We start from the raw sequence: 24,389 nt of genomic DNA on the forward strand, positions 1-24,389 counted from the left end.
ACTGTTAAGTATTGAGGTTTCAGACTCGTTTTATGCCTGCACAGGCTCGCATTTACAGGAAATCTATATTCAACTTTCAATTCTATGGTATAATAACAATAATTATCGTTCTTTTTTTACGATTTTCGACATTTCGGAGGATATTCTTTGCATGAAAAATTTGATTTACGGCGCTTTGCTGCTTAGTATTGTTCTTACTTTGCTGACTGCATGTTCCGCCCTGCCGTCTGCTTCGTCAAGCGCAATAAAAGAGAATACCTGGTATCCTATAAATAAACTCATAAACAACAACGCCTTTGAGATTGTTGTAGGCGATCATATTGAGCAAGTCACCTTTCTGTCTATTGATGTCGTTCATGTTAACCATGATCTGCTTGGAGATCGAATACATGAATTTTTAATTGAAAAGTTGAATGAATCCGGTGAGGTTATGCTTGGCTTCGACCAGGAAATGCGCAACGAAAGTGGTCAACTGCAAGCTATTGTGCAGCTTAGGGATGGGACCAAGCTTAATGAAATGCTGCTGGAAACTGGATATGCGAAAGTATTGATTGTTGAGCCAAACATCAAGATGGAAAACGTATATAAGAAGAGTGAACAGATTGCAAAAACAAACAAAGTAGGTATTTGGTACGATGCTCTGGAAACAAGCAATGAGGATGTTACATTAAAGGCTGCACCTTATAACGGAATTCATCTTACGGTTGTGAAGGATGACCAGAAAGCGCTAGTAACCAATCACACCTCTCAAAACCTTGATCTGAGTCATTGGAAGCTCGTTAGTGTAACAGGCAATCAAATTTATATATTCGAGGATTTGATTCTTGAGCCTGGAGAATCAGCTGCCATATATTCGAGAAATATGGATCGTATTCCAGAAAGCATTTCTTTTTATTGGGGCAACGATATGGTATGGGATATAGACGAGAAGGAAAGCGCAGAGTTGTATAATACCAATAACGAGCTGATCGCTGAATGGACGGAGTAATTCCGCCCTATCAACGACTCAGCTCGTTTTTTGTTCGTGTATTATTCCTGCCGCTGTACATAATGCTCAGCTGACGATACCAGCATCTTTAATGCAAGCTTCATAGAACGTTCATCGAGATCAAACCGAGGGTGATGATGCGCATAGCTGGCTCCAATCTCCACATTGCCTGCTCCAACAAACATGAAGCACCCCGGCACTTCTTTCAAATAAAATGCAAAGTCCTCCGCAATCATAATTGGTGCGGCAAGTTCAGTATTGTCTGCACCTACAACGACCTGCGCAACCTCCAAAACCCGATTGGCTTCATGTTCATCATTCACAACAGCAGGATAGCCCTTTTTTAGCTCGTATCGGCTGGTAGCACCATGCAGCTCGCATATTTTCTGAATCGTACGTTCGACCTTCTGCTGTGCGATTTGGCGGCTCTCTTCATCAAAAGTACGAATAGTTCCTTTGATCAGGCATCGTTCTGCAATAACATTATTCGCTTGTCCCGCTTGAAATGTACCCACCGTTACAACAGCAGGCGAAATTGGATTAATATTGCGGCTCACAATGGTTTGCAAGCCTTGGACAATTGACGAGCCAATAATGATGGCATCAACTGTATGATGCGGAACTCCGCCATGACCACCCAAGCCTTTAATTTCTACACTGAAATCATCAACGGCACTCATGAAGTTTCCAGCTTTTGTCGCCACCTTGCCATATTGAAGTGGCGTCCAGAGATGAACCCCATATATAACATCGACATCTTGCAATGCCCCTTCAGCAATCATAGAAGCAGCCCCGCCTGGAGCGAGCTCTTCAGCTGGCTGAAAAATTAGTCTGCGCTGTCCCTCCAGCAGGTGCCTATGCTGATTGTAAAACTGAGCAATCGCCAGCAGTACAGCAGTATGAGCATCATGACCACAAGCATGCATTACGCCAGGCACTTTGGAAGCATAATCGACATCTTTTTCATCCTGGATAGGCAGACCGTCCATATCCGCTCTCAGCGCAACGACAGGCCCTTCCTTTTCTCCTTTAATCGTTACAGTTAATCCATGACTATGTTTACAGCGCGTTACCTCACAGCCTATTTCCTCTAGCTGTTTTTGAACCCACGCAGATGTTTGCTTCTCTTGAAAGGATAGCTCTGGATATTGGTGAAGATAACGACGCCACGCCACCATCTGATTATAATTGTGCTCGGTGTACGGTTCCAGCAGTTCCATTATGTTCATGTAGTTACCTCCTCATCCATCGTTCAAAAATCTTATTCTAGTGTAACAGAAAAATGGGTGAAGCGGTAATGCAACTAGTAGATTCGTTCAATTTCACTACTGTTACGGCCTCGTGAGCTTAATCGATGGTGGCACATGAAGGATTTTGTCTATTAGTAATGCTTGCACAACCCTGTGAAACATACTATCATTATGAAAGAATGGCTTGATACTAGAGTTAATAGGCTATGTTAATGATGTCACATCATAGCAATGATTTCACACAACAAATGTTATAGGAGGAAATGGAATGATTATCGAAAATTCCGGACTGAACGGACTAAAAAGTGAGCTAGGTTATCTGGATGAAGTAGCAAAAAAAGCTGGCTTTTTCCGTGGACAATGGGAATACTACCGTGCTACATATGATTTGAAAATTGAAGATCCACAATCGGAGAATGTGTACTATCTTCGTGTAAATACTCGTGCTATTGAAGGTAAACTTGAAAATCCGCACGCTGTGCTTGAAATCGAAGCTGTATATATTGGTCGCTCTACGTTCCCGCATGGTCTAGAGTATGAAACGCCAATTCCAACACAAGTAATGAATATTGCGAACAAAGGCATCGAAGCATTATATTCAGCATTAAGCTAATAAAGAGGTACAATCTATGAAAGCTCCGCAAAAATCAAGTAAAGGTAGACCAGATTTTCTACTGCTGATCATGACACTTATCCTTGTCGGTTTTGGTCTTGTAATGGTGTTTAGCGCGAGCTCAGGCATTGCGGTCGTATCAGCAAGATACGGCTTCGATGCGCTTTACTTTACCAAACGCCAGCTTGTTTTTGCTGGTCTTGGCCTGTTGTCTATGTTCTTCATCATGAACATTCCATTCCGCAGGTTCAAAAAATTACAAGTTCTTTTCTTTATTCCAGTGACCGTATTGCTTCTTCTCGTACCCTTCATTGGGACGGAACTTAACGGTGCGCGAAGCTGGTTCGGATTCGCAGGTCTAGGGATACAGCCGACCGAGCTCGCCAAGCTCGCCCTTGTCGTATATTTAGGTGCATTGATTGCAAAAAAAGGAGAAAAATTTCGTGATTTTAAGCGAGGCCTTCTTCCTGTGCTGATCATCATTGCATTTATTTGCGGTCTCATTATGCTTCAGCCCGATCTTGGGGCAGTTATCGTAATAGCTGGCAGTTCCGGCATGATGATATGGGCGGCTGGGGCAAAGGTGAAGCATTTATTGTTAACGCTGATTGGCGGGACAGTTATACTTACTCCAATAATTACAATCTCGGTGCTGACTAATCCTGCAGCTTGGAATTATCGAATTGCCCGCTTTACCGCTTTTCGTGATCCTTTAGGAAATGCACAGGATAGCGCATGGCAGCTCGTCTCGTCCCTGCAGGCGTTTGGTCACGGTGGTTTAACAGGGGCTGGTTTTGGAGAAAGTGTTCAAAAGCTGCATTATTTGCAATATGCTTATAATGACTTTATATTTGCGATTATTGCAGAGGAGCTTGGTTTTATTGGCGCAGCGCTTTTTCTGATCTTCATGATTATTTTTCTATGGCGGGGATTTATCGTTGCGGTTCGTTGTCCTGATCCATTCGGGATGGTTACCGGCGTTGGCATCGTCTCTCTGCTGGCCTTCCAAACCTTTATTAATATAGGCGGGATATCTGGCGCAATTCCTCTGACAGGGGTTACGCTGCCTTTTATAAGCTACGGAGGCTCTTCCTTGATTGCTACACTACTAGGAATGGGCGTGCTGCTGAGCATCTCCAGAGAGTACTATCTGGTGGTCAACAAAACAACGATTACTTCCACTACAACAAAAAAAACGACTGCTCCCTTAGATTTCTAAAGGCTGCAGTCGTTTTTCGATTATGCTTTATTTCAAGCGCATTACTACCTCTTCTGGTTCTTCTTCCTTGAAGGCTACGCCCTCTACTTTAACGTTAACTTCAACTACCTGAAGACCGGTCATATTAGAAACCGCTTCGCGTACGTTCAGCTGCAGCTGACGACAAACTTCTTGAATCGGGATTCCATAGTGTACAATAATACGTAGATCAATCGCCGCTTCTAGCTGGCCGACCTCGACTGTAACACCTTTTTGTACATTTTTACCACTTAAGCGTTTAGCTAGCCCTTCAGATATGCCTCCAGACATTGCTGCGATACCAGGAGTTTCGAGTGCTGCAAGTCCCGCAATTGTAGCTACTACATCATCAGAAATACGAATTACACCAGTTTGAAGTTCTTCGGTCATGTCATTCACTCCTCAATAGGCCATATATGTACATTGTATAGGATATCATTTCCTTAATCAAGCGAGAGCCAAAAATAAAACAACCTCTTTCATTTATACCTTATTTTGTTAATTGCTTGTAACAAAGGGAATGTTAAGGCTGTTCGTGATTTTTGAAATTCACAAACATTTGTTCTATAATGGGGTCATATTCAAGTACGGAGGAATTAGAACGGAGGGATAATATATTGAGAAGTGAACAAGAAATGATGCATATCCTTATGGACTTTGCTAACAAGGATTCTAGAATTCGTTTGGTAACTTTGGAAGGTTCGCGTACAAATCAAAATATTCAATCCGACATTTTCCAAGATTATGACATTTCATATTTTGTAACAGATATTGATTCTTTCAAGGAAAATGATCAATGGCTTCAAGTCTTTGGGAATCGCATTATGATGCAAAAGCCTGAGGACATGGAGCTTTTCCCTCCAGAATTAGGTAATTGGTTTTCATATATTATGCTCTTTGATGATGGGACGAAATTAGATCTAACACTTATTCCGATTACCGAGGTTGATCATTATTTTATCAATAGCGACGGTTTAGTTGAGGTGTTGCTCGATAAGGATACTCTTATTAAACATGAGGTTGTAGCAACCGATCGTCAGTATTGGATTAAAAGACCAACTGCAAGAGAATTTGATGATTGTTGTAATGAGTTCTGGATGGTTTCGATTTACGTTGTAAAGGGGCTAGCGCGAAAAGAAATTCTTTTTGCCATAGATCATTTAAACGAGATTGCAAGACCTAATTTATTGCGGATGATGGCTTGGAAAATCGGATCAGAGCAAGGATATACCTTTAGTGTTGGGAAGAACTATAAATTTATAAACCGATACCTTCCTAATGAGGATTGGGAAAAACTTCTGCTAACTTATTCTGAGGATGGCTATCAGAAAATGTGGAATGCGTTGTTAAGTTGTTATGAGCTATTCAGGAAATACTCCAAGGCTGTATCAGAAAATCTCGGATATGCATATCCAGATTACGATAAAGCAATTACGAATTATACGGATCATGTTTATCGTTCTTTAACGTGAACCAAGGTCAAGACCGCCCTATTGTCGGCGGTCTACTTTGTGAAACAAAAAAAAGACAATCTCTATTGAGACTGCCCCTTTTGATCCAATGCTTCGTATAATACGGCCAGATTGCGTTCTAGTCGACTTAAAATGTCCTTGCCATCCTTATCTGATACTAATCCGATACGAATGGCAAAATCGACCTCGCGTGAAAATCCATACATTTGTGTATCAAGTACCTCTTCATATAATGGACACTGACGGGTAGTAAGATTCGCCATCTGGACTTCTATAAGCTTTTCTATTTTAGCTGCATCTTCCTGAAGAAGACGTAGTGCTCGATCCGTTAGTAATTCCGTACGCTCTAGTGCAGACATCGAATCCCTCCTTCACTGCTTCTCCAACGAGTTAACCTCTCTTTATATTAGACGAAAAATGTGAGAAGTACAAGGATAAACTGTACGAACAATAAAAAAGCACCTCTCTTAAAAGAGAAGTGCCTGTTTATTTCATTACTCTGAAATAATCTTTACATTCAAACTGTGCTTTGCGAAAACTTCCGCCATTGCTTGTTTAGCTTCTTCAGCATCTGGACCGTGAACATGCAGCTCATATGCGTGACCACCCACTAATGTTGTGAATAGACCAAGAATACTTTTCACATCAATGTACTTGCTATCTGCTTGTAGCACGATAGAAGAAGTAAACTTACTCGCCGTTTGTGAGATTTCTACAATTGCAGCGTTATTTGACATGGGAGATCCCTCCATAGAAAAATAAGTATTATCAGATACAATCATACCCTGAAAAGTGGTATCCTTCAAGCATTTTCCAAATAAATTTGTTTACGCCTTCAATTGCTCAGGATTTAACGCGAGCAAATCGTCCGTTACGAAAATACCATCCTTGCGTATAAGCTCTCCATCAAAGTAAATCTCGCCGCCACCGTAGTCGGCGCGCTGTATTAAAACCAAATCCCAATGGATCGCGCTATTGTTGCCGTTATCGCATGTCTTGTAGCATTGTCCTGGCGTGAAGTGCAGGCTGCCCGCTATTTTTTCGTCGAAAAGAATATCATTCATCGGGTGTAAGATATATGGATTGAAGCCGATTGCAAATTCTCCGATATAACGAGCTCCTTCATCTGTATCGAGAATTTGATTCAGTTTATCCGTTTGATCACCCGCTTCTGCTTGGACGATTTTCCCGTTTTTGAATGTAAGCTTAATGTTCTGAAAGGTCGTCCCGGAATACACCGTCGGTGTATTGTAATGAATTGTTCCTTCAACGCTATCCCGAACAGGTGCTGAGTATACTTCCCCGTCAGGAATATTGCGATGACCCGAACATTTTTTTGCACCGATCCCTTTAATCGAGAAGCTTAGATCAGTTCCAGGTGCTGTAATCCGAACCTGATCAGCCTTGCTCATACGCTGATAAAGTGCCTCCATTGCTCGTTCCATCTTCGCATAATCCAGGTTGCATACGTTAAAGTAGAAATCTTCAAATGCCTCTGTGCTCATGCCTGCAAGCTGTGCCATTGAGGCATTCGGATAGCGCAATACCACCCATTTTGTATGATTAACACGCTGCTCGATATGTACGTGATGTCGGTGAATCGACTCAAACCATTTCATTTGCTGCTCGGGGACATCGCTTAACTCATTGACATTGTCGCCAGCACGTATGCCGATATAGGCCTGCATATGTTTCATACGTGCCAGATCAAGTTCTGCCCACAGCTCTATTTGCTCCTTTGTGGCATGCTTCAACAGGCTGCGTGTTACTGAACGGTCACTAAGTTCGACAAAAGGGCGCCCGCCCCGCTTGCTGACTTCTTCAACAAGCGCCTTTACAAGCTCTACCTCTCCGCCGACCATTTCAATCAAAACATTTTCATTTGGCTGTACATCAATCGAATACTGAACTAAATTTTTTGCCAATTGCTCGATTCTAGCATCACGCATTCGTTATTCCCCCTTACCGCTATCTTGTGCCATTCTATCGTACCACTTCATCTGGACTTAGATCAAACTTGATATTACTTTTGCGAAACTCATGAATGTCCATACCATCCTTCACGTATTTCATCGTAATATTCTCATTCATTTGCAGCGGTACAATGCGTGATGGATCAATTGTAAGTTCTACCTGCATCTCTACATTGAGCTTATTCAGCATCTCTTCCAGCTCTCGTTGCGAACGATCAATTTCCTGTTGAACAAGCGCCAAATGCTTGTTTTGCTCTTTTGCTGATGTGAGTGCCTCTAACCCTACATTGCTTAATTCCTGCTTCAACAGCTCCTTCCACCGTTCGGTAGCCGCCTTTTCATCCACCTGAACTTGAAGCACGACAATATTGCTTGCATGTGCTTCATCCAGTCCGTTATGCGTAATCTCCGCCTCTTTATAGTGTTGTGCAATAAATTCGATCTCATTGACTGGATTGTGAACGAGACTGCTGCTTTGCTCTGCGTGCAGTGCGATTTGCTTATGTTCCTCAATTTCCCCGTTAAATGCAAAGGGGGTCAGCGCAAGACCATCTTCAAATCCCATCACAACGGTTCCGCTGAAGCGAAAATTATCCTCTGCCACTACGCCAGCTTGTAAAAGCTCTAACCATTGCTCTGCTGTTCGATTACCTGTTACGATGCTGCATGCTGCAATAATGACACAGCAGGCAAGCACACCAATCAGACTACTATTTTTACGCATCATTCACCTCAATTATAACGAGACTTACCACAGTAGGGTTTCTCATTTAATGGCTCGTTATGCGCAATTCGTATGAAAATAAAAAGAGGAATAAGCATATGCCTATCCCTCTACTACATCTTATCTTTTTTGCTGTTAACCGATGTTGATTCGATTTCGTCCATTCTTCTTGGACTCGTACAATGCCATGTCAGCTCGATAAAACAGCGATTCAACGCTTATTTTATCATGAGACATTTCCCATTCGCTTATGCCGCAGGATACAGTAACCTTGGGATCGGTTTCATGCTCAACTCTCATACGGATACGTTCAGCAATTTGAACTGCTCGTGTTGCGGGAACATTGGGCAAATAAATTGCGAGCTCTTCACCGCCCCAGCGAGCTGCGATATCCCCATTACGAATCGACGACTTGATGATGGCGCTCACTTGTATCAGAATCCGGTCGCCTACCTGATGACCATACGTGTCGTTAATCGTTTTGAAGAAGTCAATATCGACAAGGATGAGCGATCCTTGCATATCTACTCGCTGCTTGCGCTGAATTTGTTCGTCCAGATAGTGGCGAGCATGCAAATTTGTCAAATTATCTGTAATAATCATCTTATGCATTTCAGCGTGCAGCGATGCATTGGTAATTGCCAAGCCAATATGCGTGCTGACGACTTGAAGCAGCTTGAAGTTATCATATGAAAAATAATTGGCCTGACGATGCGTCACTAATATAACGCCAGCGACCTCACCATCAACAAAAATTGGCGCTCCAATCAGCGACCTGGAATTGGTATCCTCCATTAACTCGGACGATACATTTTGCTTGTTCCAATAGTCTGATGTAATTAGCGCTTCGCGTGTTCGGTATACAATGCCTGTAAACCCGTAGTCATTGGCGTAGGCTTTGCCAAGCAGTGATTCAAGATTGCTTGCCCGAACCTTGAATTCATTCTTTTTGCGATCAAGCTGCAGCACGCAGCAATAATCTGCATTAAATACTTTCAAAAGCTCAGCTGTAGCATATTGAAAAATTTCACGTGAACGCAAGGATTGATTCAAGCGCTTCGTCATCTCATTAATGATGCGAAGCTCATTAATAAGCATATTGGATTGCTCGTATAATTTCGCATTTTCAAAGGCTGATCCTGCCGTGTCTGCGATAAGCATAAATGCCGGCAAATCCGACTCATCCCAATGCACTCGATTGATCTCAATACACAGTACCCCGTAAGCGGCCTGCTTGCCATTCATCGGAATTGCCAAGCGGATATAGCCTGGCTGATCGCGGTCAATGCAATGCTTACCTTCAAGAAACGCCTCTGTCACAATATTATTCGTAGAATTTCGAAATTCAAGCGGACGTACTCGGCTATCGCCTTCCAGATGGTCCTGGGATAAATACAAGTGGATTTTCGAGTCCTGATACAGTTCTTCCAAACTATGCAGCATCTCACGCACTACACTTTCAGCATCGATCTGATCATATAATCGTTTGGAAATTAAAAAAAGGCGCTCCCGATGTGTCGCTTCTTTATCAATCATTGATTTTTGAAGCATAATTTCTTTGACAAACACACTTTCGAAAGCACGATAAAAATGTACGCGGTAATGCTTCATGTAGCCTTCCAGCTCGGCCTTGCTTATCGCGTGCTCTTTGTTCACTGCACTTACAAATACAGCAAACATCTTATTGTCCTTGCGTCTACGGATTGGAACTGCACTATATTGTACGTTTTGCTCAAGCAAAACCGTATACGATTCACTTTGAATGCATTGGTTAGCCAGCCTGTTCATAACCTCATCCCAATTTGCGCTGTTCAACTGTTGCTGATTGCGGGGCTCTGTGCTGTAAAAGGAAGCTGAACGTGAATACAGGCGGAACACTCCATATTGGCATACATCCAAGTCCTGTGCATCCTCAAACCATGCATGAAAGCTTTCCTTGAATAGCTCTGGTAAGTATGGTTCATCTGCATCATGGAAGTCTTCATTAGCAAACCAGATTGTTGGTTTTTTCATTCCAAAAGTTCCGTCCATCATTTTGCACCCAACCCTTTCCTTTACTGCCCTAAGGAGATGAGCTTTCTCTCACATTATCATACTCTATTTCTGAGAATTTTGCACTAATAACCTACAAATTATTAGGTCTTTAGACGGTATATTTTGCAAAGTTAAATGCGGCATCAAGCTCCCATATAACATTTCTTGACTTTTCCATAGGAGTCTTTATAATATTAGTGATGGTATTATGGGCGTACGGTTTTGTGTCACCCTCAGGATTTGCAAGGACTGTCGGACCTGCGGCTGATGTGTCTGACAGTGCAGTACAAGCTGCACCTTCTTATCCGCGAAACACAACCCCATCCTCAATAATCTCATTTGAAGAAGGAGTTAATCGACACATGTCACGTTATACTGGTCCTAAATTTAAACTAAGCCGCCGTCTTGGAATTTCTCTAGCTGGAAACGGTAAAGATCTTAAGAGAGCATTCCCTCCGGGACAACATGGCCCTAACTCTCGTCGCAAAATTAGCGGCTATGGTCTACAACTTATGGAGAAGCAAAAACTTCGCCATATGTACGGCTTGGGCGAAAAACAATTCCGCAACCTTTACGGTAAAGCTACAAAAATGAAAGGTATTGCCGGTGAAAACTTCATGGTGCTTCTTGAAAGCCGCCTAGACAACCTAGTATATCGTCTAGGTTTTGCTAATTCTCGTGCAGGTGCTCGTCAGCTAGTTGCTCACGGTCACATCACAGTTAACGGCAAAAAAGTTGACATCGCATCCTATTCCGTTTCTGTTGGCGACGTAATCGGTCTTCGCGAGCGCAGCCGCGGTCTAAAATCCGTTAAGGAAGCGCTAGAAAACCGTCTTCACCTTCCAGGTTACCTTGAGTTCAACGACCAAGCTGTTGAAGGTAAATACGTTCGTTTGCCTGAGCGTTCGGAGCTTTCTCAAGAAATCGACGAGAAGCAAATTGTCGAGTTCTACTCTCGTTAATAAGCTCTACAAAAAGGACTGCAAGCAATTGCAGTCCTTTTTTTTTGTTTCACTATTTATTTTATGAGTACACATGAATTATTTTTTAATTTTCTTTTGGATCATTTGGTACTTTTGTTTCCTTTGTTTGGTTGGCCTGCAGCGCTGTTGCGGCTGCAGCAATTTGCTCTACTGAGATAGAGCCGTCCTTTTGCAGCTTACCCTTGCCGTTAGCAAGACGGGAAATTAGATTGTTCACTTCAATACCCGTAACATTTTCCAGCATTTCCGGCGCTGTCGCCATTAGCGATGTAACATAATTGCTTAGTCTTGCTGCGCCTTCCCCGTTGCCCGTGTCGACAACAGACAGCTTATCAATTTTGCCAATCGGCTCTGCAACCTTGCCTGCAAGCTCAGGAAGCATTTTCAATACGATATCGAGTACAGCTGCTTCGCCGAACTTCTCGAAGGCAAGCGCCAGCTTTTCCTTTGCCTCAGCCTCAGCTAGCCCCTTCAGTCTAATAACCTCCGCAGTTGCTGTACCTTGTGCGCGCTCAACCTCAGCTACCGCAATACCTTCCAATCGTTTCTGCTCGGCTACCGCTTTCGCTTCCGCTTCAATACGATATTGAACTGCGTCCGCTTCTCTTAGCTGCCTAGCCTTGTTCGCTTCCGCTGCCTGCTCGACCGCATAACGATCAGCATCTGCTTTTTTCTTTACTTCCGCATCATACTGCTTCTCGCGTCTTAATATTTCTTTTGCTTCAAGATCGATTTCACGTTCTTTACGTACAAGCTCTACTCTCATTTGCTCTTCAACCACGATTTGTTTAGCTTTCGCCTCTTGAATCGAGTAAGCCTGATCCGCTTCCGCTTTAGCTGTATCCTGGTCTCTTTTGAAAGACGCAATTTTCATTTCCTTATCGCGTTCAGCCTCTGAAATATTCGTCTCTGTAAGTAGCTGTGCTTTTTGTGCTGCCTCGGTTGCGAGCGCCTTTTGAATCGTTGCATCACGCGCGGCTTCTGCCTCGGCGATTTCAGCATCACGCTTTACAGCTGCAATTCTTGGCTTACCAAGCGCATCTAAGTATCCGTGCTTATCACGCACATCTTTGATCGTGAAGGATACAATTTGCAGACCCATCTTCTTTAGATCGCGTGCAGCTACACCTTGCACCTCTTGCGCAAATTTATCACGGTTGCGATAAATTTCCTCAACCGTCATCGTACCAAGAATCGCGCGAAGATGACCTTCTAGCACCTCTTGCGCCTCGGATTGCAGCGCTTCAGTCGGTTTTCCTAGAAACTGCTCTGCTGCGGTTGCAATATCCTCGATTGAACCGCCGATTTTAATAATTGCTACACCGTTGGAGAAAACAGGAACCCCCTGGGCAGAGTATACCTCTGGTGTCGCAATATCGAGCTTATGTGATAATAGTGATAGAAACTGAGATTGCTGAAAAATCGGGAGAATAAATGAACCGCCGCCGCGAATAATTTTCACCTTTCGTCCTGATTCATCCACCAATATGTTTCTTGACCCGAGAAATGAGCCTGTTACAAGCATTGCTTCATCTGGACTGACCGTCTTGTATCTTGCCCAAAACGCCAATCCCAGTACAATTATTACCCCTACTACGATTAAAGGGATCGTCAAAAACTCATTCATCTTCCACATTCCTCCTAATCTAATGAAAGTGGTGAAACAAACAATACGCCTTCCTTAACCTCAATGACAACAACTGACTGATCACCCACTATTTCCACTTGGTCATAGCTGGCAGCTGTGTGATTCGATATACCACCAGCCGTTTTGACAATCACCTCTCCATAACCATTAGAAGGAATTGGAACAACCACTTGGGCTTCTTTTCCTACCAAATCAAAAATGGAGTAGCCAGTAGAATTTTCAGCATTCGCCATCGGTTTAATATAGACAAAGTAAACAATGATGACGCCAATGACTGCGATCACAAGTGCAAATGTAATAACTAATGCCATCGATAAGAGAGAAAAGTTTAGAAGTACTATACCTGAACCACCAAAAATCGTAAGCCCGCTTATTAATGTAAGGGGCTGCAGGACCGGCAAATTATCGAGCTGCAGCCATTCAAGAGAAGCATCCAGCGCTCCTGCCAGTGCGTCTCCAAAAATGACAACTGCTACGGTGTATACAATGCCGATTAGAAAACATACCCAGAATAAAGTTTCCATACTCCTCCCTCCCAATATGATATTTTGAAAATATGGGTCATCTTATTAGATTATACATCAATTACCTGTGTTAGGTTTCATTTAATTTCGTTATAGCTTGTCAATATTTCCTAAATTCGAGCAACTTTCGCTATGAAAAACGCGTCAACTATAGTGTGTCAGACGCTTTCATCCGTAATATACTCACCCTTTACATTTATGGTATAATACGAATGTTATGCTAGAGGAGGAATGTGAACTTATGGAAGAGGAACAAAAATCACAGTCGAGGCCTTATGGCGCTTTTCGGTGGTTTAGCCTTATTAGCTTCTTAACCTTCAAATGGATTTTGCTATTCCTGATTTTTGGAGGCTTGCTAGCAGGCGGCGCAATTGCAGGTTATGTTGCGGCTAATGTGAAAGATGAGGAAATTCGTCCCCAATCCTATATCCAAAGCAAAATCGAAGAATATTCAATGACAGGCTATGTTTACTTTAATGATGGAACATTAGTCGGTCAGCTTCGCACCGACGAGGACCGAATTGTCGTTACATACGATGATATACCAACCATTGTGTTAGATGCCCTTGTTGCAACAGAAGATCAAAACTTCTGGAAGCATATCGGTGTTGATGCGCATGGTTTGGGACGTGCTGTCAAGGAACGCCTATTCAATGAAGATACGCAAACTGGGGGAAGCACGCTAACACAGCAGTTGGCGCGTCGCGTATTTTTGAATTTGGATAGAACCGAAAGCAGAAAAATCAAAGAGATTTTCCTATCGATCCGTATGGAAAGATATTTGCAAAAAGAAGAAATCATAACTGCGTATTTAAATAAAATGCCTTTCGGTAATGGTTCTAATGGTTATCAAGTTTTCGGGATCAAGGCCGCGGCTAAAGGAATCTTCGGCATTGAGGACCTTAATCAACTAAATACTGCACAAGCTGCATACTTGGTAGGCTTGCCGCAGCTGCCTAGCAAATATACTGCATTTACAGGAACTGGTCAGTATAACGAGCAAGGGATAGAAAATGCCATCAGACGTCAAAAGCTCGTCTTAAGCCGAATGCTTGACACTGGAAAAATTACTGAAGCAGAGTACAGCGAGGCGTTAGCCTTTGATATTCGCTCTTCGATCACAGAACCAACTGAAAAAGCCTACAATACGTATCCTTTCTTGATGCTCGAGGCAGAGCGAGAAGCAGCGAAGCGACTTTTGCTGCAGGATAATAAGGAGCTAACAATTGAGGATCTGAATAAGGAAGAAAATGCTTACCTGGTCGAGGAAGCACGCGAAACATTGCTGCGCGGTGGATACCATGTCTACACCACGATCGATAAAGAGGTTTACGACATTATGCATGAGATCGGCAGCAATCCCGACAACTTTACGCCAGATAGTCCTGAAAAGGGCATCGAGCAGGTTGGAGCTATGCTTATCAATCATGCAACTGGTGAAATTCTTGGCATGTTAGAGGGACGAGATTTTTACAAGGAACAGCTCAATCATGCTACGCAAATGATACGTCAGCCTGGTTCAACGATGAAAACTCTTGCAGCTTACTTGCCTGCGATTGAGATGGGCATTGTGCAGCCTGCAAGCATTATTGATGATGCGCCGCTCATCCTGGAGGATGGACAGAAGGGCTATCATATTCCGCTCAACTCCAATCGGAAGTTTGCGGGGCTTGTTACGGCTCGAACTGCGTTGAATCGTTCATTAAATATTCCTGCGTTGAAAATTTACAATGAGGATTTAACCATTCCAGTTGCGCTGGATTTTGTAAAGCAGCTTGGGATTACGACGATAACAGACTCCGATTATCATGCGAAAACAGGCGTTATTGGCGGCTTGGAGCGCGGTGTTACCGTTGAAGAAATTACTAATGCATACGGCTCAATTGCCAATTATGGTGAATTTAATGATGCATACATGATCTCGAAGATTACAGATGCGAATGGAAAAGTCATCTATGAGCATAAGCCAGCACCTAAACGCTTGTTCTCCGAGCAAACGGCATTCTTGATGACGGATATGCTTCGTACCGTTATCGCTGATGGTTCTGGAACTGGTGCAGCGTTGCGCGGTCAATTAAAAGCGTATAACTCGATTGACTTCGCTGGTAAAACTGGTTCTACGCAAAGCTATGGTGATGTTTGGTTCGTTGGATATACCCCTGACGTAACACTAGGGGTATGGGCTGGTTATGAAAAACCAATTCATACGCTAACGACAAATGGCCGTACGCGTGCTCGTTCAGTTTGGGCAATTGTGATGAATGAATTAACAGAAAAGCGTCCAGATTTGTTCGAAAACAAGAAGTTCACGCAGCCAGATAACATTGTAAAGGCTTCGGTATCATCAACAAGCGGCTTAGTCCCATCCAGCTTGAACAAATCTGCAGGATTAATAGTTACAGACTGGTTCAACAAGGAATACTTGCCGACCAAAACAGATGATTCGCTTGTAAATGTTAAAGTGATTGAATATAACGGTGTCAACTATAAGCCTAATCCGTTAACGCCGGATGATATGCTGAAGGAAAAGCTCGTTATCGTACGGAAAACACCGCTTGATCAGCTTATGCTTGACTTGCAGGCTGCACAAGCGAAGCTTCCAGCTACTAGCCGACGCGATATGTCGATATTCGTGCCAGCTGATGCGGGAATGGATGCTCCTTCCGTTATTGATCCACGCGAGGATGATGGTGAAATTCCAGCCTACCCTCCGAATGTTCGATTAAATCGAGCTGACAATGGCTCATATGTCCTAACGTTTAGCAACAGCAGCTCTAGTGATGTTGTTGGCTATCGTATCTACCGCTCCATTAATGGCGGACCGTATGAGAAATTTGGAGATTCGATTCTGTACAGCAAGAGCAGCTATTCTGTTCCGGTTTCATTAAATCAGTCTCAACATACGAGCTTCTATGTCGTAGCAGTGGATGTTGTAGGCAAGCAATCGGAGCCTAGTCTTAAAGTGGAAGTCGGCAATAGTCATACACTTCCTGGCTCTGACTGGGAAGATGAACACGAAGACGAAGACAGCTTGAATAGCAATAACAGTGGTAACAACGGCAATATTGGAAACAACGGTAACGGGAATGGTAATGGAAATGGGAACGGGAACGGTAATCCTGGGGGCAACAACGGTAATGGAAACAGCTCTACGCTGTCCATCCCTTCAGCTCCAGGTGGACTGTCTGCTGAGTATGTTGGCATGAGCTTGCTTATTAGCTGGTCGAGCAATTCCGTATCCGAGCAGGTTACACAGTATAATGTCTATTATAGTGCAAACAACGACGGTCATTATACGAAGCTTGGTTCAACCAATACTGCCTTCTATGAACACAATGGGGTTCAATCTGGCGGCGCCTATGTCGTGACAGCCGTCAACGATGAAGGCGAATCCAGCTATTCTACGAAGCTTGTCGCACAATAATTTATTGTTAGCTTCAATTGTGAAGCACGTTCTATCCACATAAAAGCAATGCAGGGCAAATGTTAGATCGAATCTGACATTTGCCCTGCATTTTTCATGTGTTCGTATTATAAGGACTAGAATGCAACACTACACTAATGCAAGCTCCATAATATAGTCATCCATCACATAACCGTTGCCAATGTCGGTTACTTTCTCATCTGTTATCACAAACCCGCTGCGTTTATATGCCGCAATCGCGGCTTCGTTATAACGATTGACCGTCAGCCAGATTGATTTCAGCTTCGCTTGATTAGCTATTTCTACAAGCTTGCCAATGACTAATTTACTATACCCCTTTCCTCGAACCTTGCTTTGTATGTACAGCTTGCTTAGAAACAATGCTTGAAACTCGATCTTTAGCGCAGTATAGCCGACTTTTTGTCCGTTCGCTACAATGAAATAATAGCGATAGCCCTGCTGCTCAATCTGCTCCTGTATCGCTTCAGCTGATTGGAAGCGAGCAAGCATGTATTCGATCTGCGATGGCGTCAACAGACTGCTGTAGCATTCATTCCAAATGCTTGAAGCCATTGCTGCCAGCTTTTCATATTGCTGCTCTGTCACAGCAGCCTCCAGTATTAGGTCCATCCTCTTTCTCTCCTTACGTCCTGCAAGTGTTATAAGCATCCTTGGTATCTATGCTAAACAGCATCGCATAAATTGTAAAGCCTGCCAACCCAATAATAGGGTCAACAGGCTTTTGTGTATAAAACGTTACGATATAACTGATTCAATTAGTCCTCAATCGTCGATAAATCGCCAGTCGGCAAATTCAGTTCCCATGCTTTCAATACGCGACGCATAATTTTACCGCTGCGCGTTTTAGGCAGCTTGTCTTTAAATTCGATTTCTCTTGGCGCAGCATGAGCTGACAGCCCAACCTTTACAAACTGCTTAATTTCCTGTTCAAGCTCCTCCGTAGGCGTATAGCCGTCACGAAGCGCGATAAACGCTTTTATAATTTCACCCCGTACTGGGTCTGGCTTGCCGATTACGCCAGCCTCTGCTACCGCTGGGTGCTCAACAAGCTTCGACTCGACCTCAAACGGTCCGACTCGCTCACCAGACGTGTTAATCACATCATCGACTCTGCCCTGGAACCAGAAGTAGCCGTCCTCATCACAATATGCGGAGTCGCCAGAGACGTACCAATCCTGAATTCTGAAGTACTCTGCATATTTCGCATCATTGTTCCATACCTTGCGCATCATCGAAGGCCAGCCAGCCTTGATTGCAAGATTACCCATGCGATATGGAGGCAGTTTATTGCCTTGATCATCAAGTATAGCAGCTTCTACCCCAGGAATCGGCTTACCCATTGAGCCTGGCTTAATGTCCATGCACGGATAGTTGCAAATAAGCTGACCGCCTGTTTCCGTCATCCACCATGTATCATGAATTCGTTGATTATATACCTTCATTCCCCAGCGTACAACCTCTGGATTCAGTGGTTCACCGACACTAAGCACATGGCGAAGGCTGCTAAGATCAAAGTCCTTCACCACGTCATCTCCAGCTCCCATTAGCATGCGGAACGCTGTCGGCGCGCTGTACCATACGGTAACGCCATATTTCTGGATCACGCTATACCAATCACTTGGACTAAAGCGACCACCGCGTACAACGTTCGTCACACCGTTCAGCCATGGAGCAAAAATTCCATAAGCGGTTCCAGTTACCCAGCCTGGATCCGCGGTGCACCAGTATACATCGTTCTCCTTCAGATCAAGAACAATCTGTCCTGTATACTTCTGTTGCACCATCACGTTGTGAACATGATAGATGCCCTTCGGTTTACCTGTAGAGCCGGAGGTATAATGCAGAATCAAGCCGTCCTCGCGATCCACCCATTCAATTTCGGCTTCTTCGCTTTGTCCAGTCATCAGCTGACTATAGCTGACAATGCCATCTCCCTCTTCCACCTCGTCGCCAAACACGATAATGTGCTTTAGCTCAGGCAACTCGTCTCGTTTAATACGGGAGAGCAGAGCAGGGGTTGTAACGATTGCTACTGCACCGCTATCCTGTAAGCGATCCTTTACCGCAGTTTCCATGAATGCTTCAAACAATGGACCTATTATTGCACCAACTTTAATGCTTCCTAGCACGCTAACATAAAGCTCGGGCGTTCGCGGCATAAAAATAAAGACACGATCTCCTTTACCTATACCCAAGCTGCGGATTCCATTTGCGAAACGATTGCTTTGCAAGCTCAGTTCCTGGAACGTATAACGCTCCTCACGCTGCTGATCACTGTATATAAGGGCAAGCTTTTCGCCGCGTCCCTGCTCTACATGTCGATCAATTGCCTCATAGGCAATATTAACCTTCCCTGTACTAGCCCAACTAAATTGTGCTTCAATCTGCTCCCAAGAAAATTGCTCGCGGGCAGCTTCGTAATTTGGCAGATTACCATCTGTAACAGTTGCTGGAATACGCTCTTGATGTAGGTCAATCATCGTTTCACTCTCCCATCCATTCAATAAAATCGAAAGTATGCGCTTACAATGGAATAATTATAACATGAAATAATCCATTGCACTATATCTTTCCATATCGCGAACAATTCTGTATAGTAGAATATAAACTAGCTTATAGAAAGAGGAACGGCATATGGAGCATAGAAAACGTTTCCAATCAAAGGACTACTATGTCCCTTCTTTAGACCAAACATTGCGAATTGAAGGTCCTATCCCCCCAGAGCAGCTAAAGAGCTTAGTGCTGGATACGACTCTGGACGCATTTCGCAAGCCTAAAGATCAGCATGAAGCATTAATAGAAATTGCCGGACTTCCTGAAGGTCGGATTATTGCTGCTCATGTCGATGGGCTCATTGTCGGTTATGTTACCTTTCATTACCCTGATGAATACGAGCGTTGGTCTGAAGGAAATATGCCGGACTTGGTTGAGCTTGGCGCTATTGAGGTCGCTGATGCTTATAGAGGCTGTGGATTAGGCAAGCAGCTTATTACTACCGCATTTGCCGAGCAGCAGCTTGACAATATGATTGTTTATACAACCGAGTATTATTGGCACTGGGACTTGGAAGGCAGCGGTCTAAACGTGTGGGATTACCGCAAGATGATGGAGAAGCTGATGCAAGCGGTCGATATGATCTGGTACGCCACAGATGATCCTGAAATTTGCGCACATCCAGCGAACTGTCTTATGGTGAAAATCGGACCAGAGGTTCCTTTATCCTCGATTGAGCAGTTTGACCGTGTCCGGTTTCGCAATCGATTTATGTATTAGCATCGCACCAAGCAGAAAGGAATGAACGCAAGGCTATGACGAATCCCAAGATTCGATTTATCCATTCCAGCTCAGCCAATAGCTATCAATTTGAACATAATCATCCCTTCCATCCTATCCGATATGCGCTGTCCATTTCTTTATTAGAGCATGTGCACGCCTTAACAGCTGCAGCTATCATGGAGCCTCCTTCTTATGAGATGAAAGACATGCTGCGGCTTGCCCATCATGAATCCTACGTCGAAGCAATTCAACAGCTAAGCGCTGCAAGTGCGCCTTCCGAGCTGCGGGAAAATGCTGAGCTCTATGGATTTCATGCAGACGACACGCCATTTTTTGCAGGCATGCACGAAGCCGCCTGTGCAATTGTCGCTGGTACGGTACATGCCGTAGAAGAGGTGCTTAGCGGACGAACGGAGCACGCCTATCATATGGCTGGTGGTTTGCACCACGCCCTTCCTAATCGAGCTGCGGGCTTCTGCATTTACAACGATGCTGTCATTGCGATACGGGCTGCCCAGCAAAAGCATCAAGCTCGCGTGCTATATATCGATACGGACGTGCATCACGGCGACGGCGTACAGCTAGCGTTCTACGCTGATCCATCCGTCTGCACCTATTCAATCCATGAAACAGGCAAGTTTCTGTTCCCTGGCACCGGATATCAATATGAGCGAGGCATTGAGCAAGGCTACGGAACGTGTATTAATGTCCCGCTCGAACCTTACACTGAGGATGAATCGTGGCTGGATAGCTTTGAATATACATTACGAAAGACGATTGACTATTATAAACCGGACCTTATCATTAGCCAGCATGGCTGTGACGCACATGCTTATGATCCATTGTCGCATTTGCATTGCTCAATCGCCATCTATGAACGCATTCCGATGATCATTCATGAGCTTGCACACACGTATTGTGGTGGCAAATGGGTTGCTCTGGGCGGTGGAGGCTATGATCTATGGCGTGTTGTACCGCGTGCCTGGTCGCTTGTATGGCTTGAAATGAGCGATCACCCATTACGTGATGAGCTGCTTCACGCACGAAGCAGCAACGTGCTTACGCCCCTCCCTGAGAGCTGGGTGCAGCAATGGCAATCGCTTAGTCCTGAACAGCTGCCAAAATATTGGCAGGATGTTGCTGGCAGCATCGAGGCTATTCCGCGACGCGAAGAAATTACTGCTCGCAATAAGCAAATTGCTGTGGTTGCGGTGCAGGATTTATAGCAAGTCATTGCAGCGATCATTGCATACGTGTGAAGATATCGTGTATACGAGGAGGGATTAAACATAAAAGGCTGGTCGCATGCAGAGCATGCAACCAGCCTTAACTGCTAAGCAGCTATCCTATAGATTAGAAATCATATGATCGATCATCGCATAAGAATTGTTCGCTGCTGTTACCACGAATTCATTATAAGTCACTTCAGCAGAACCATCTGCTTTATCCGACATTGAACGAATGACAACAAATGGAATGCCGTTTGCTGTGCATACCTGAGCAACAGCAGAGCCTTCCATCTCAGCACATACGCCACCAAAATGCTCATGCAGCTCTTTTACTTTATCGACGCTGGCAATGAACTGATCTCCTGAAACGACGCGTCCTACGAGGGTACGACCTGGGAAAAGTGCTTGTCCAGCAGCTTTAGCCAGCTCAACTAACGATGAGTCTGCAGGGAAATCAGAGATTTCCTGAAATGGAATAATCCCTTTGCTGAAACCAAGCGGGGACACATCCATATCATGCTGCATTGCACTGCTTGAAATGACGATGTCGCCTACATTCAAGCCTGGATCAAGTGCGCCAGCTACGCCTGTAAACAGCACGCAATCCACTTGATAAGACGATAACAGCACCTGGGTACAAATAGCCGCATTCACTTTGCCTACGCCAGACTTGCAATAGATAACCTCAACCCCATGCAGCTTACCTTCATAATAGGTAACGCCTGCCTGCTGAGATGCCTTAATATCTTTTACATTTTGATGAAGCAGCTCGATTTCCTCAACCATAGCTCCAATAATGCCAATGCGCGTAAATGTCATTACTTGCTGCCTCCTACTGATTGGCGAACAACCAGCTCATGCGGCAGCACCACTTGTGCCTGATCTACATTTTCCTTCTTCATCAGCTTCGTCAATAGACGCATTGATACTGCACCGATATCATACATAGGCTGTGCAACAGTTGTCAGCTGCGGACGGACCATTGATGCCATGCGGCTATTGTCCACACTAATTACTGAAATGTCGCCTGGAACCTGCAGTCCGCGATCCTGAATAGAGTGAATAGCGCCAATTGCCATTTCATCCGTTGCAGAGAATACAGCTGTTGGACGCTGTTCAAGATCCAGGAAGTAGCGCATAGCATCAGCACCGGACTCATAACGATAATTGCCGATGCGAACCAGCGATTCATCGTATGTAATTCCAGCTTCAGCGAGAGCCTTTTTATAGCCGCTAAATCGAGCATAGCCATTGGAAGGATCTTCTAACGTGCCGCTGATCATTGCTATGGAGGTATGTCCTTGCTTGATCAGTGCTTGTACCGCGTCATAGGCCGCAGCCTCATGATCAATATCAACAGATGCAAGATTTCCCGATTCTTCAGATGTTGCGCACAGCACAATTGGTACATTTGCCGTGCGGAATGCTTGCTGATGCTCCTCTGTTACAGCCCCGCCCATAAACAGCAAGCCATCTACCTGCTTCTCCAGCAGCGTGTTGATAACGCGGATTTCTTTTTCTTTCTTTTTATCCGCATTACACAAAATAATATTGTAATGGTACATATTTGCGATATCCTCAATACCGCGTGCAACCTCTGCAAAGATTGCGTTCGAAATGTCAGGAATGACAACACCAACTGTAGTGGTCTTTTTGCTTGCAAGTCCACGAGCTACTGCATTTGGACGATAGCCAAGTCTTTCGATCGCCTCAAACACCTTTTTACGTGTTGCAGGCTTAACATTAGGATTGTTGTTTACTACGCGAGATACTGTTGCCATGGACACTCCCGCTTCTCTTGCTACATCATATATGGTTACCGTCACGAGCACTCTCTCCATTTACTATAAAATTGATTGATACGTTCGACACATATTGGAATTATAATACTGTAAAATAACATTTTTCGCAATGTTTCTACGTTTCTAACCTGCAAAGATTATATATTCCGTACTATGTATTCGAAACCTTCATCAATTCTTCATTTGTGCCCCGATTTGTAGCAAGCGTTTACGGATTGAATCCAGCCAAACCTCATCCTTCAGTCCCTGGGCAAGCAAATAAAGATCAAGCAAATCATTGGTACGCTGCTCGATCATCTGCTCCAGCTTGTATTGTGCGGATTGAGCCGTTTTCTGCACCAATTTATACTCTACTAATATATTTGCCCACTCATTGCATTCGTTAAACAAATAGCTTTGTTTTTCCGGACGATCTCCAAGCTCCTGTATTAGACCTGACAGATCTGCCTTTACTTCTGGTATAACCTCACTATGACTGCAAATCGCACATGTATAAATAGGAACGTTATCGATCTCAACCTTGCCTGAAAAAATAACTGTTCTCAGTTTCAGATTCATCAATTCTCCACAATTACATTGCTTTTGCATGAGAATATCACTCCCTCACACGTTCTCACAACAGCTTTAAATCTATCGTGCTATGCCTAAGGGATTCGACATTTTTTGATTCATTTCCTGCTAGCGATCATAACTTAATTTTTTCCATATCGTTTCCACAAAAGGAACCTTCGCCAGCAGTACCCAAACCGCAGCGCCAATCGCATCATTGCGCACATCATAGATGTCCATCATTCTGCCTCCGACAAAATATTGATGAATTTCATCCGTCACCCCATACACTGTACAGATCAGTACAATGTACAGCTTTGTACGCCAGCTTCTAGCGCTTGCTCCAAACCCGTAATCTACGGCCATTGCTAATATGAAGTAGCTGACATAGTGCCCCCAATTAAAATCTTGGATAAACGGGAAATATTGCTGAATAAAGGGCAGCACCGTATTAAGCTCATCGCCAGTTTTCGAGGATAAATAAAAAATAACGCCCATCCACACAATAGCAGGCAGCCAGCGCAGCTTTCGTTGCCACTTCCTCCACCTACCTTGCTTCAATTGTTGATGAATTTCTTGATTGGATTGTTGATGATTAGTCTGATTCATTTGCCTCCACCTTTCAGCTTCGTTACAATGGAC

General features: G+C 44.0%; 23 protein-coding genes. 8 read left to right on the forward strand and 15 right to left on the reverse strand.

The annotated features are described in order from the left end of the window. The first annotated feature begins 151 nt into the window (after positions 1 to 151). Positions 152 to 988 (forward strand): thermonuclease family protein, encoded by an 837-nt coding sequence (locus ACFP56_RS01470; protein WP_379230346.1) that lies wholly within the window; start codon positions 152 to 154, stop codon positions 986 to 988. Between the two features lie 41 nt (positions 989 to 1,029). Here the strand turns inward: ACFP56_RS01470 and ACFP56_RS01475 are convergent, their stop codons facing one another. Next, positions 1,030 to 2,217 (reverse strand): amidohydrolase, encoded by a 1,188-nt coding sequence (locus ACFP56_RS01475; protein ID WP_379230348.1) that lies wholly within the window; start codon positions 2,215 to 2,217, stop codon positions 1,030 to 1,032. A gap of 289 nt (positions 2,218 to 2,506) precedes the next feature. Here ACFP56_RS01475 and ACFP56_RS01480 point away from each other — a divergent pair, with 289 nt between their 5' ends. Then, positions 2,507 to 2,851 (forward strand): YugN family protein, encoded by a 345-nt coding sequence (locus ACFP56_RS01480; protein ID WP_379230350.1) that lies wholly within the window; start codon positions 2,507 to 2,509, stop codon positions 2,849 to 2,851. Positions 2,852 to 2,867: 16 nt separating this feature from the next. Continuing rightward, positions 2,868 to 4,070 carry a putative lipid II flippase FtsW gene (gene ftsW, locus ACFP56_RS01485; RefSeq protein WP_379230352.1) on the forward strand — a complete coding sequence of 401 codons (1,203 nt, stop codon included), beginning with the start codon at positions 2,868 to 2,870 and terminating at the stop codon, positions 4,068 to 4,070. Positions 4,071 to 4,097: 27 nt separating this feature from the next. On the opposite strand, the gene ACFP56_RS01490 is transcribed toward ftsW, so the two are convergent. Further along, positions 4,098 to 4,478 carry an Asp23/Gls24 family envelope stress response protein gene (locus ACFP56_RS01490; protein ID WP_379230355.1) on the reverse strand — a complete coding sequence of 127 codons (381 nt, stop codon included), beginning with the start codon at positions 4,476 to 4,478 and terminating at the stop codon, positions 4,098 to 4,100. A 227-nt stretch (positions 4,479 to 4,705) separates the two neighbouring features. Here ACFP56_RS01490 and ant(6) point away from each other — a divergent pair, with 227 nt between their 5' ends. Then, positions 4,706 to 5,560 carry an aminoglycoside 6-adenylyltransferase gene (ant(6), locus tag ACFP56_RS01495; protein WP_379230357.1) on the forward strand — a complete coding sequence of 285 codons (855 nt, stop codon included), beginning with the start codon at positions 4,706 to 4,708 and terminating at the stop codon, positions 5,558 to 5,560. Between the two features lie 62 nt (positions 5,561 to 5,622). On the opposite strand, the gene ACFP56_RS01500 is transcribed toward ant(6), so the two are convergent. The 5 genes from ACFP56_RS01500 to ACFP56_RS01520 all read right to left on the reverse strand — a co-directional run bounded on the left by ACFP56_RS01500 (position 5,623) and on the right by ACFP56_RS01520 (position 10,288). Next, positions 5,623 to 5,919, reverse strand: coding sequence for a DUF1507 family protein (locus ACFP56_RS01500; RefSeq protein ID WP_379230359.1), 297 nt, complete (start codon positions 5,917 to 5,919; stop codon positions 5,623 to 5,625). Positions 5,920 to 6,054: 135 nt separating this feature from the next. Beyond that, positions 6,055 to 6,297, reverse strand: coding sequence for an HPr family phosphocarrier protein (locus ACFP56_RS01505; protein WP_379230361.1), 243 nt, complete (start codon positions 6,295 to 6,297; stop codon positions 6,055 to 6,057). Positions 6,298 to 6,387: 90 nt separating this feature from the next. Beyond that, positions 6,388 to 7,509: an aminopeptidase gene (locus tag ACFP56_RS01510; RefSeq protein ID WP_379230364.1), complete on the reverse strand. Its 1,122-nt coding sequence runs from the start codon at positions 7,507 to 7,509 to the stop codon at positions 6,388 to 6,390. Positions 7,510 to 7,543: 34 nt separating this feature from the next. After that, positions 7,544 to 8,257 carry a hypothetical protein gene (locus tag ACFP56_RS01515; RefSeq protein WP_379230366.1) on the reverse strand — a complete coding sequence of 238 codons (714 nt, stop codon included), beginning with the start codon at positions 8,255 to 8,257 and terminating at the stop codon, positions 7,544 to 7,546. 135 nt (positions 8,258 to 8,392) lie between these two features. Further along, entirely contained in the window at positions 8,393 to 10,288 is a 1,896-nt protein-coding gene (locus ACFP56_RS01520) for a sensor domain-containing diguanylate cyclase (RefSeq protein ID WP_379230368.1), read from the reverse strand. Between the two features lie 365 nt (positions 10,289 to 10,653). Here ACFP56_RS01520 and rpsD point away from each other — a divergent pair, with 365 nt between their 5' ends. Then, a complete protein-coding gene (gene rpsD / locus ACFP56_RS01525) occupies positions 10,654 to 11,253 on the forward strand; it encodes a 30S ribosomal protein S4 (RefSeq protein ID WP_379230371.1) in 600 nt (199 codons plus the stop codon). 85 nt (positions 11,254 to 11,338) lie between these two features. Here the strand turns inward: rpsD and ACFP56_RS01530 are convergent, their stop codons facing one another. Both ACFP56_RS01530 and ACFP56_RS01535 read right to left on the reverse strand, forming a co-directional pair. Next, positions 11,339 to 12,901, reverse strand: a complete 1,563-nt coding sequence (locus ACFP56_RS01530; protein ID WP_379230373.1) for a flotillin family protein — start codon at positions 12,899 to 12,901, stop codon at positions 11,339 to 11,341. 14 nt (positions 12,902 to 12,915) lie between these two features. Next, the gene (locus tag ACFP56_RS01535; protein ID WP_379230376.1) at positions 12,916 to 13,446 is read right to left on the reverse strand and encodes a protease; all 531 of its coding nucleotides are present in this window, start codon (positions 13,444 to 13,446) and stop codon (positions 12,916 to 12,918) included. 241 nt (positions 13,447 to 13,687) lie between these two features. Here ACFP56_RS01535 and ACFP56_RS01540 point away from each other — a divergent pair, with 241 nt between their 5' ends. Further along, the gene (locus ACFP56_RS01540) at positions 13,688 to 16,870 is read left to right on the forward strand and encodes a transglycosylase domain-containing protein (protein ID WP_379230378.1); all 3,183 of its coding nucleotides are present in this window, start codon (positions 13,688 to 13,690) and stop codon (positions 16,868 to 16,870) included. A 129-nt stretch (positions 16,871 to 16,999) separates the two neighbouring features. Here ACFP56_RS01540 and ACFP56_RS01545 read toward each other — a convergent pair whose 3' ends face one another. Next, positions 17,000 to 17,500, reverse strand: coding sequence for a GNAT family N-acetyltransferase (locus ACFP56_RS01545; RefSeq protein WP_379230380.1), 501 nt, complete (start codon positions 17,498 to 17,500; stop codon positions 17,000 to 17,002). A gap of 146 nt (positions 17,501 to 17,646) precedes the next feature. Continuing rightward, positions 17,647 to 19,371, reverse strand: a complete 1,725-nt coding sequence (gene acsA, locus ACFP56_RS01550) for an acetate--CoA ligase (protein WP_379230383.1) — start codon at positions 19,369 to 19,371, stop codon at positions 17,647 to 17,649. 154 nt (positions 19,372 to 19,525) lie between these two features. Here acsA and ACFP56_RS01555 point away from each other — a divergent pair, with 154 nt between their 5' ends. Both ACFP56_RS01555 and ACFP56_RS01560 read left to right on the forward strand, forming a co-directional pair. Next, positions 19,526 to 20,164, forward strand: coding sequence for a GNAT family N-acetyltransferase (locus ACFP56_RS01555; RefSeq protein WP_379230385.1), 639 nt, complete (start codon positions 19,526 to 19,528; stop codon positions 20,162 to 20,164). 35 nt (positions 20,165 to 20,199) lie between these two features. Further along, positions 20,200 to 21,393 carry an acetoin utilization protein AcuC gene (locus ACFP56_RS01560; protein WP_379230387.1) on the forward strand — a complete coding sequence of 398 codons (1,194 nt, stop codon included), beginning with the start codon at positions 20,200 to 20,202 and terminating at the stop codon, positions 21,391 to 21,393. Positions 21,394 to 21,513: 120 nt separating this feature from the next. On the opposite strand, the gene ACFP56_RS01565 is transcribed toward ACFP56_RS01560, so the two are convergent. From ACFP56_RS01565 to ACFP56_RS01580, 4 genes are all read right to left on the reverse strand, one after another. After that, a complete protein-coding gene (locus ACFP56_RS01565; protein WP_379230389.1) occupies positions 21,514 to 22,215 on the reverse strand; it encodes a 5'-methylthioadenosine/adenosylhomocysteine nucleosidase in 702 nt (233 codons plus the stop codon). Continuing rightward, complete coding sequence (ccpA, locus tag ACFP56_RS01570; protein ID WP_379230392.1) at positions 22,215 to 23,222, reverse strand: catabolite control protein A; 1,008 nt, start codon at positions 23,220 to 23,222, stop codon at positions 22,215 to 22,217. The genes ACFP56_RS01565 and ccpA overlap by 1 nt, the downstream gene beginning before the upstream one ends. Before the next feature lie 147 nt (positions 23,223 to 23,369). Beyond that, complete coding sequence (locus ACFP56_RS01575; RefSeq protein WP_379230394.1) at positions 23,370 to 23,786, reverse strand: hypothetical protein; 417 nt, start codon at positions 23,784 to 23,786, stop codon at positions 23,370 to 23,372. A gap of 90 nt (positions 23,787 to 23,876) precedes the next feature. Beyond that, positions 23,877 to 24,356: a VanZ family protein gene (locus ACFP56_RS01580; RefSeq protein ID WP_379230396.1), complete on the reverse strand. Its 480-nt coding sequence runs from the start codon at positions 24,354 to 24,356 to the stop codon at positions 23,877 to 23,879. Positions 24,357 to 24,389: the final 33 nt, after the last annotated feature.

The sequence above is a fragment of the Paenibacillus septentrionalis genome, assembly GCF_042659865.1.
GTDB lineage: Bacteria > Bacillota > Bacilli > Paenibacillales > Paenibacillaceae > Pristimantibacillus > Pristimantibacillus septentrionalis.

What these genes read in the sequence shown, in the direction of transcription:
- ACFP56_RS01560 (WP_379230387.1), top strand. Translation starts at nt 20,200, where the DNA reads ATGACGAATCCCAAGATTCGATTTATCCATTCCAGCTCAGCCAATAGC.
- ACFP56_RS01500 (WP_379230359.1), bottom strand. Translation starts at nt 5,919, where the DNA reads ATGTCTGCACTAGAGCGTACGGAATTACTAACGGATCGAGCACTACGT.
- ACFP56_RS01480 (WP_379230350.1), top strand. Translation starts at nt 2,507, where the DNA reads ATGATTATCGAAAATTCCGGACTGAACGGACTAAAAAGTGAGCTAGGT.
- rpsD (WP_379230371.1), top strand. Translation starts at nt 10,654, where the DNA reads ATGTCACGTTATACTGGTCCTAAATTTAAACTAAGCCGCCGTCTTGGA.
- ftsW (WP_379230352.1), top strand. Translation starts at nt 2,868, where the DNA reads ATGAAAGCTCCGCAAAAATCAAGTAAAGGTAGACCAGATTTTCTACTG.
- ACFP56_RS01565 (WP_379230389.1), bottom strand. Translation starts at nt 22,215, where the DNA reads ATGACATTTACGCGCATTGGCATTATTGGAGCTATGGTTGAGGAAATC.
- ACFP56_RS01520 (WP_379230368.1), bottom strand. Translation starts at nt 10,288, where the DNA reads ATGGACGGAACTTTTGGAATGAAAAAACCAACAATCTGGTTTGCTAAT.
- ACFP56_RS01530 (WP_379230373.1), bottom strand. Translation starts at nt 12,901, where the DNA reads ATGAATGAGTTTTTGACGATCCCTTTAATCGTAGTAGGGGTAATAATT.
- ACFP56_RS01575 (WP_379230394.1), bottom strand. Translation starts at nt 23,786, where the DNA reads ATGCAAAAGCAATGTAATTGTGGAGAATTGATGAATCTGAAACTGAGA.
- acsA (WP_379230383.1), bottom strand. Translation starts at nt 19,371, where the DNA reads ATGATTGACCTACATCAAGAGCGTATTCCAGCAACTGTTACAGATGGT.
- ACFP56_RS01545 (WP_379230380.1), bottom strand. Translation starts at nt 17,500, where the DNA reads ATGGACCTAATACTGGAGGCTGCTGTGACAGAGCAGCAATATGAAAAG.
- ACFP56_RS01555 (WP_379230385.1), top strand. Translation starts at nt 19,526, where the DNA reads ATGGAGCATAGAAAACGTTTCCAATCAAAGGACTACTATGTCCCTTCT.
- ACFP56_RS01470 (WP_379230346.1), top strand. Translation starts at nt 152, where the DNA reads ATGAAAAATTTGATTTACGGCGCTTTGCTGCTTAGTATTGTTCTTACT.
- ACFP56_RS01475 (WP_379230348.1), bottom strand. Translation starts at nt 2,217, where the DNA reads ATGAACATAATGGAACTGCTGGAACCGTACACCGAGCACAATTATAAT.
- ACFP56_RS01515 (WP_379230366.1), bottom strand. Translation starts at nt 8,257, where the DNA reads ATGCGTAAAAATAGTAGTCTGATTGGTGTGCTTGCCTGCTGTGTCATT.
- ACFP56_RS01540 (WP_379230378.1), top strand. Translation starts at nt 13,688, where the DNA reads ATGGAAGAGGAACAAAAATCACAGTCGAGGCCTTATGGCGCTTTTCGG.
- ACFP56_RS01580 (WP_379230396.1), bottom strand. Translation starts at nt 24,356, where the DNA reads ATGAATCAGACTAATCATCAACAATCCAATCAAGAAATTCATCAACAA.
- ACFP56_RS01535 (WP_379230376.1), bottom strand. Translation starts at nt 13,446, where the DNA reads ATGGAAACTTTATTCTGGGTATGTTTTCTAATCGGCATTGTATACACC.
- ACFP56_RS01490 (WP_379230355.1), bottom strand. Translation starts at nt 4,478, where the DNA reads ATGACCGAAGAACTTCAAACTGGTGTAATTCGTATTTCTGATGATGTA.
- ACFP56_RS01510 (WP_379230364.1), bottom strand. Translation starts at nt 7,509, where the DNA reads ATGCGTGATGCTAGAATCGAGCAATTGGCAAAAAATTTAGTTCAGTAT.
- ACFP56_RS01505 (WP_379230361.1), bottom strand. Translation starts at nt 6,297, where the DNA reads ATGTCAAATAACGCTGCAATTGTAGAAATCTCACAAACGGCGAGTAAG.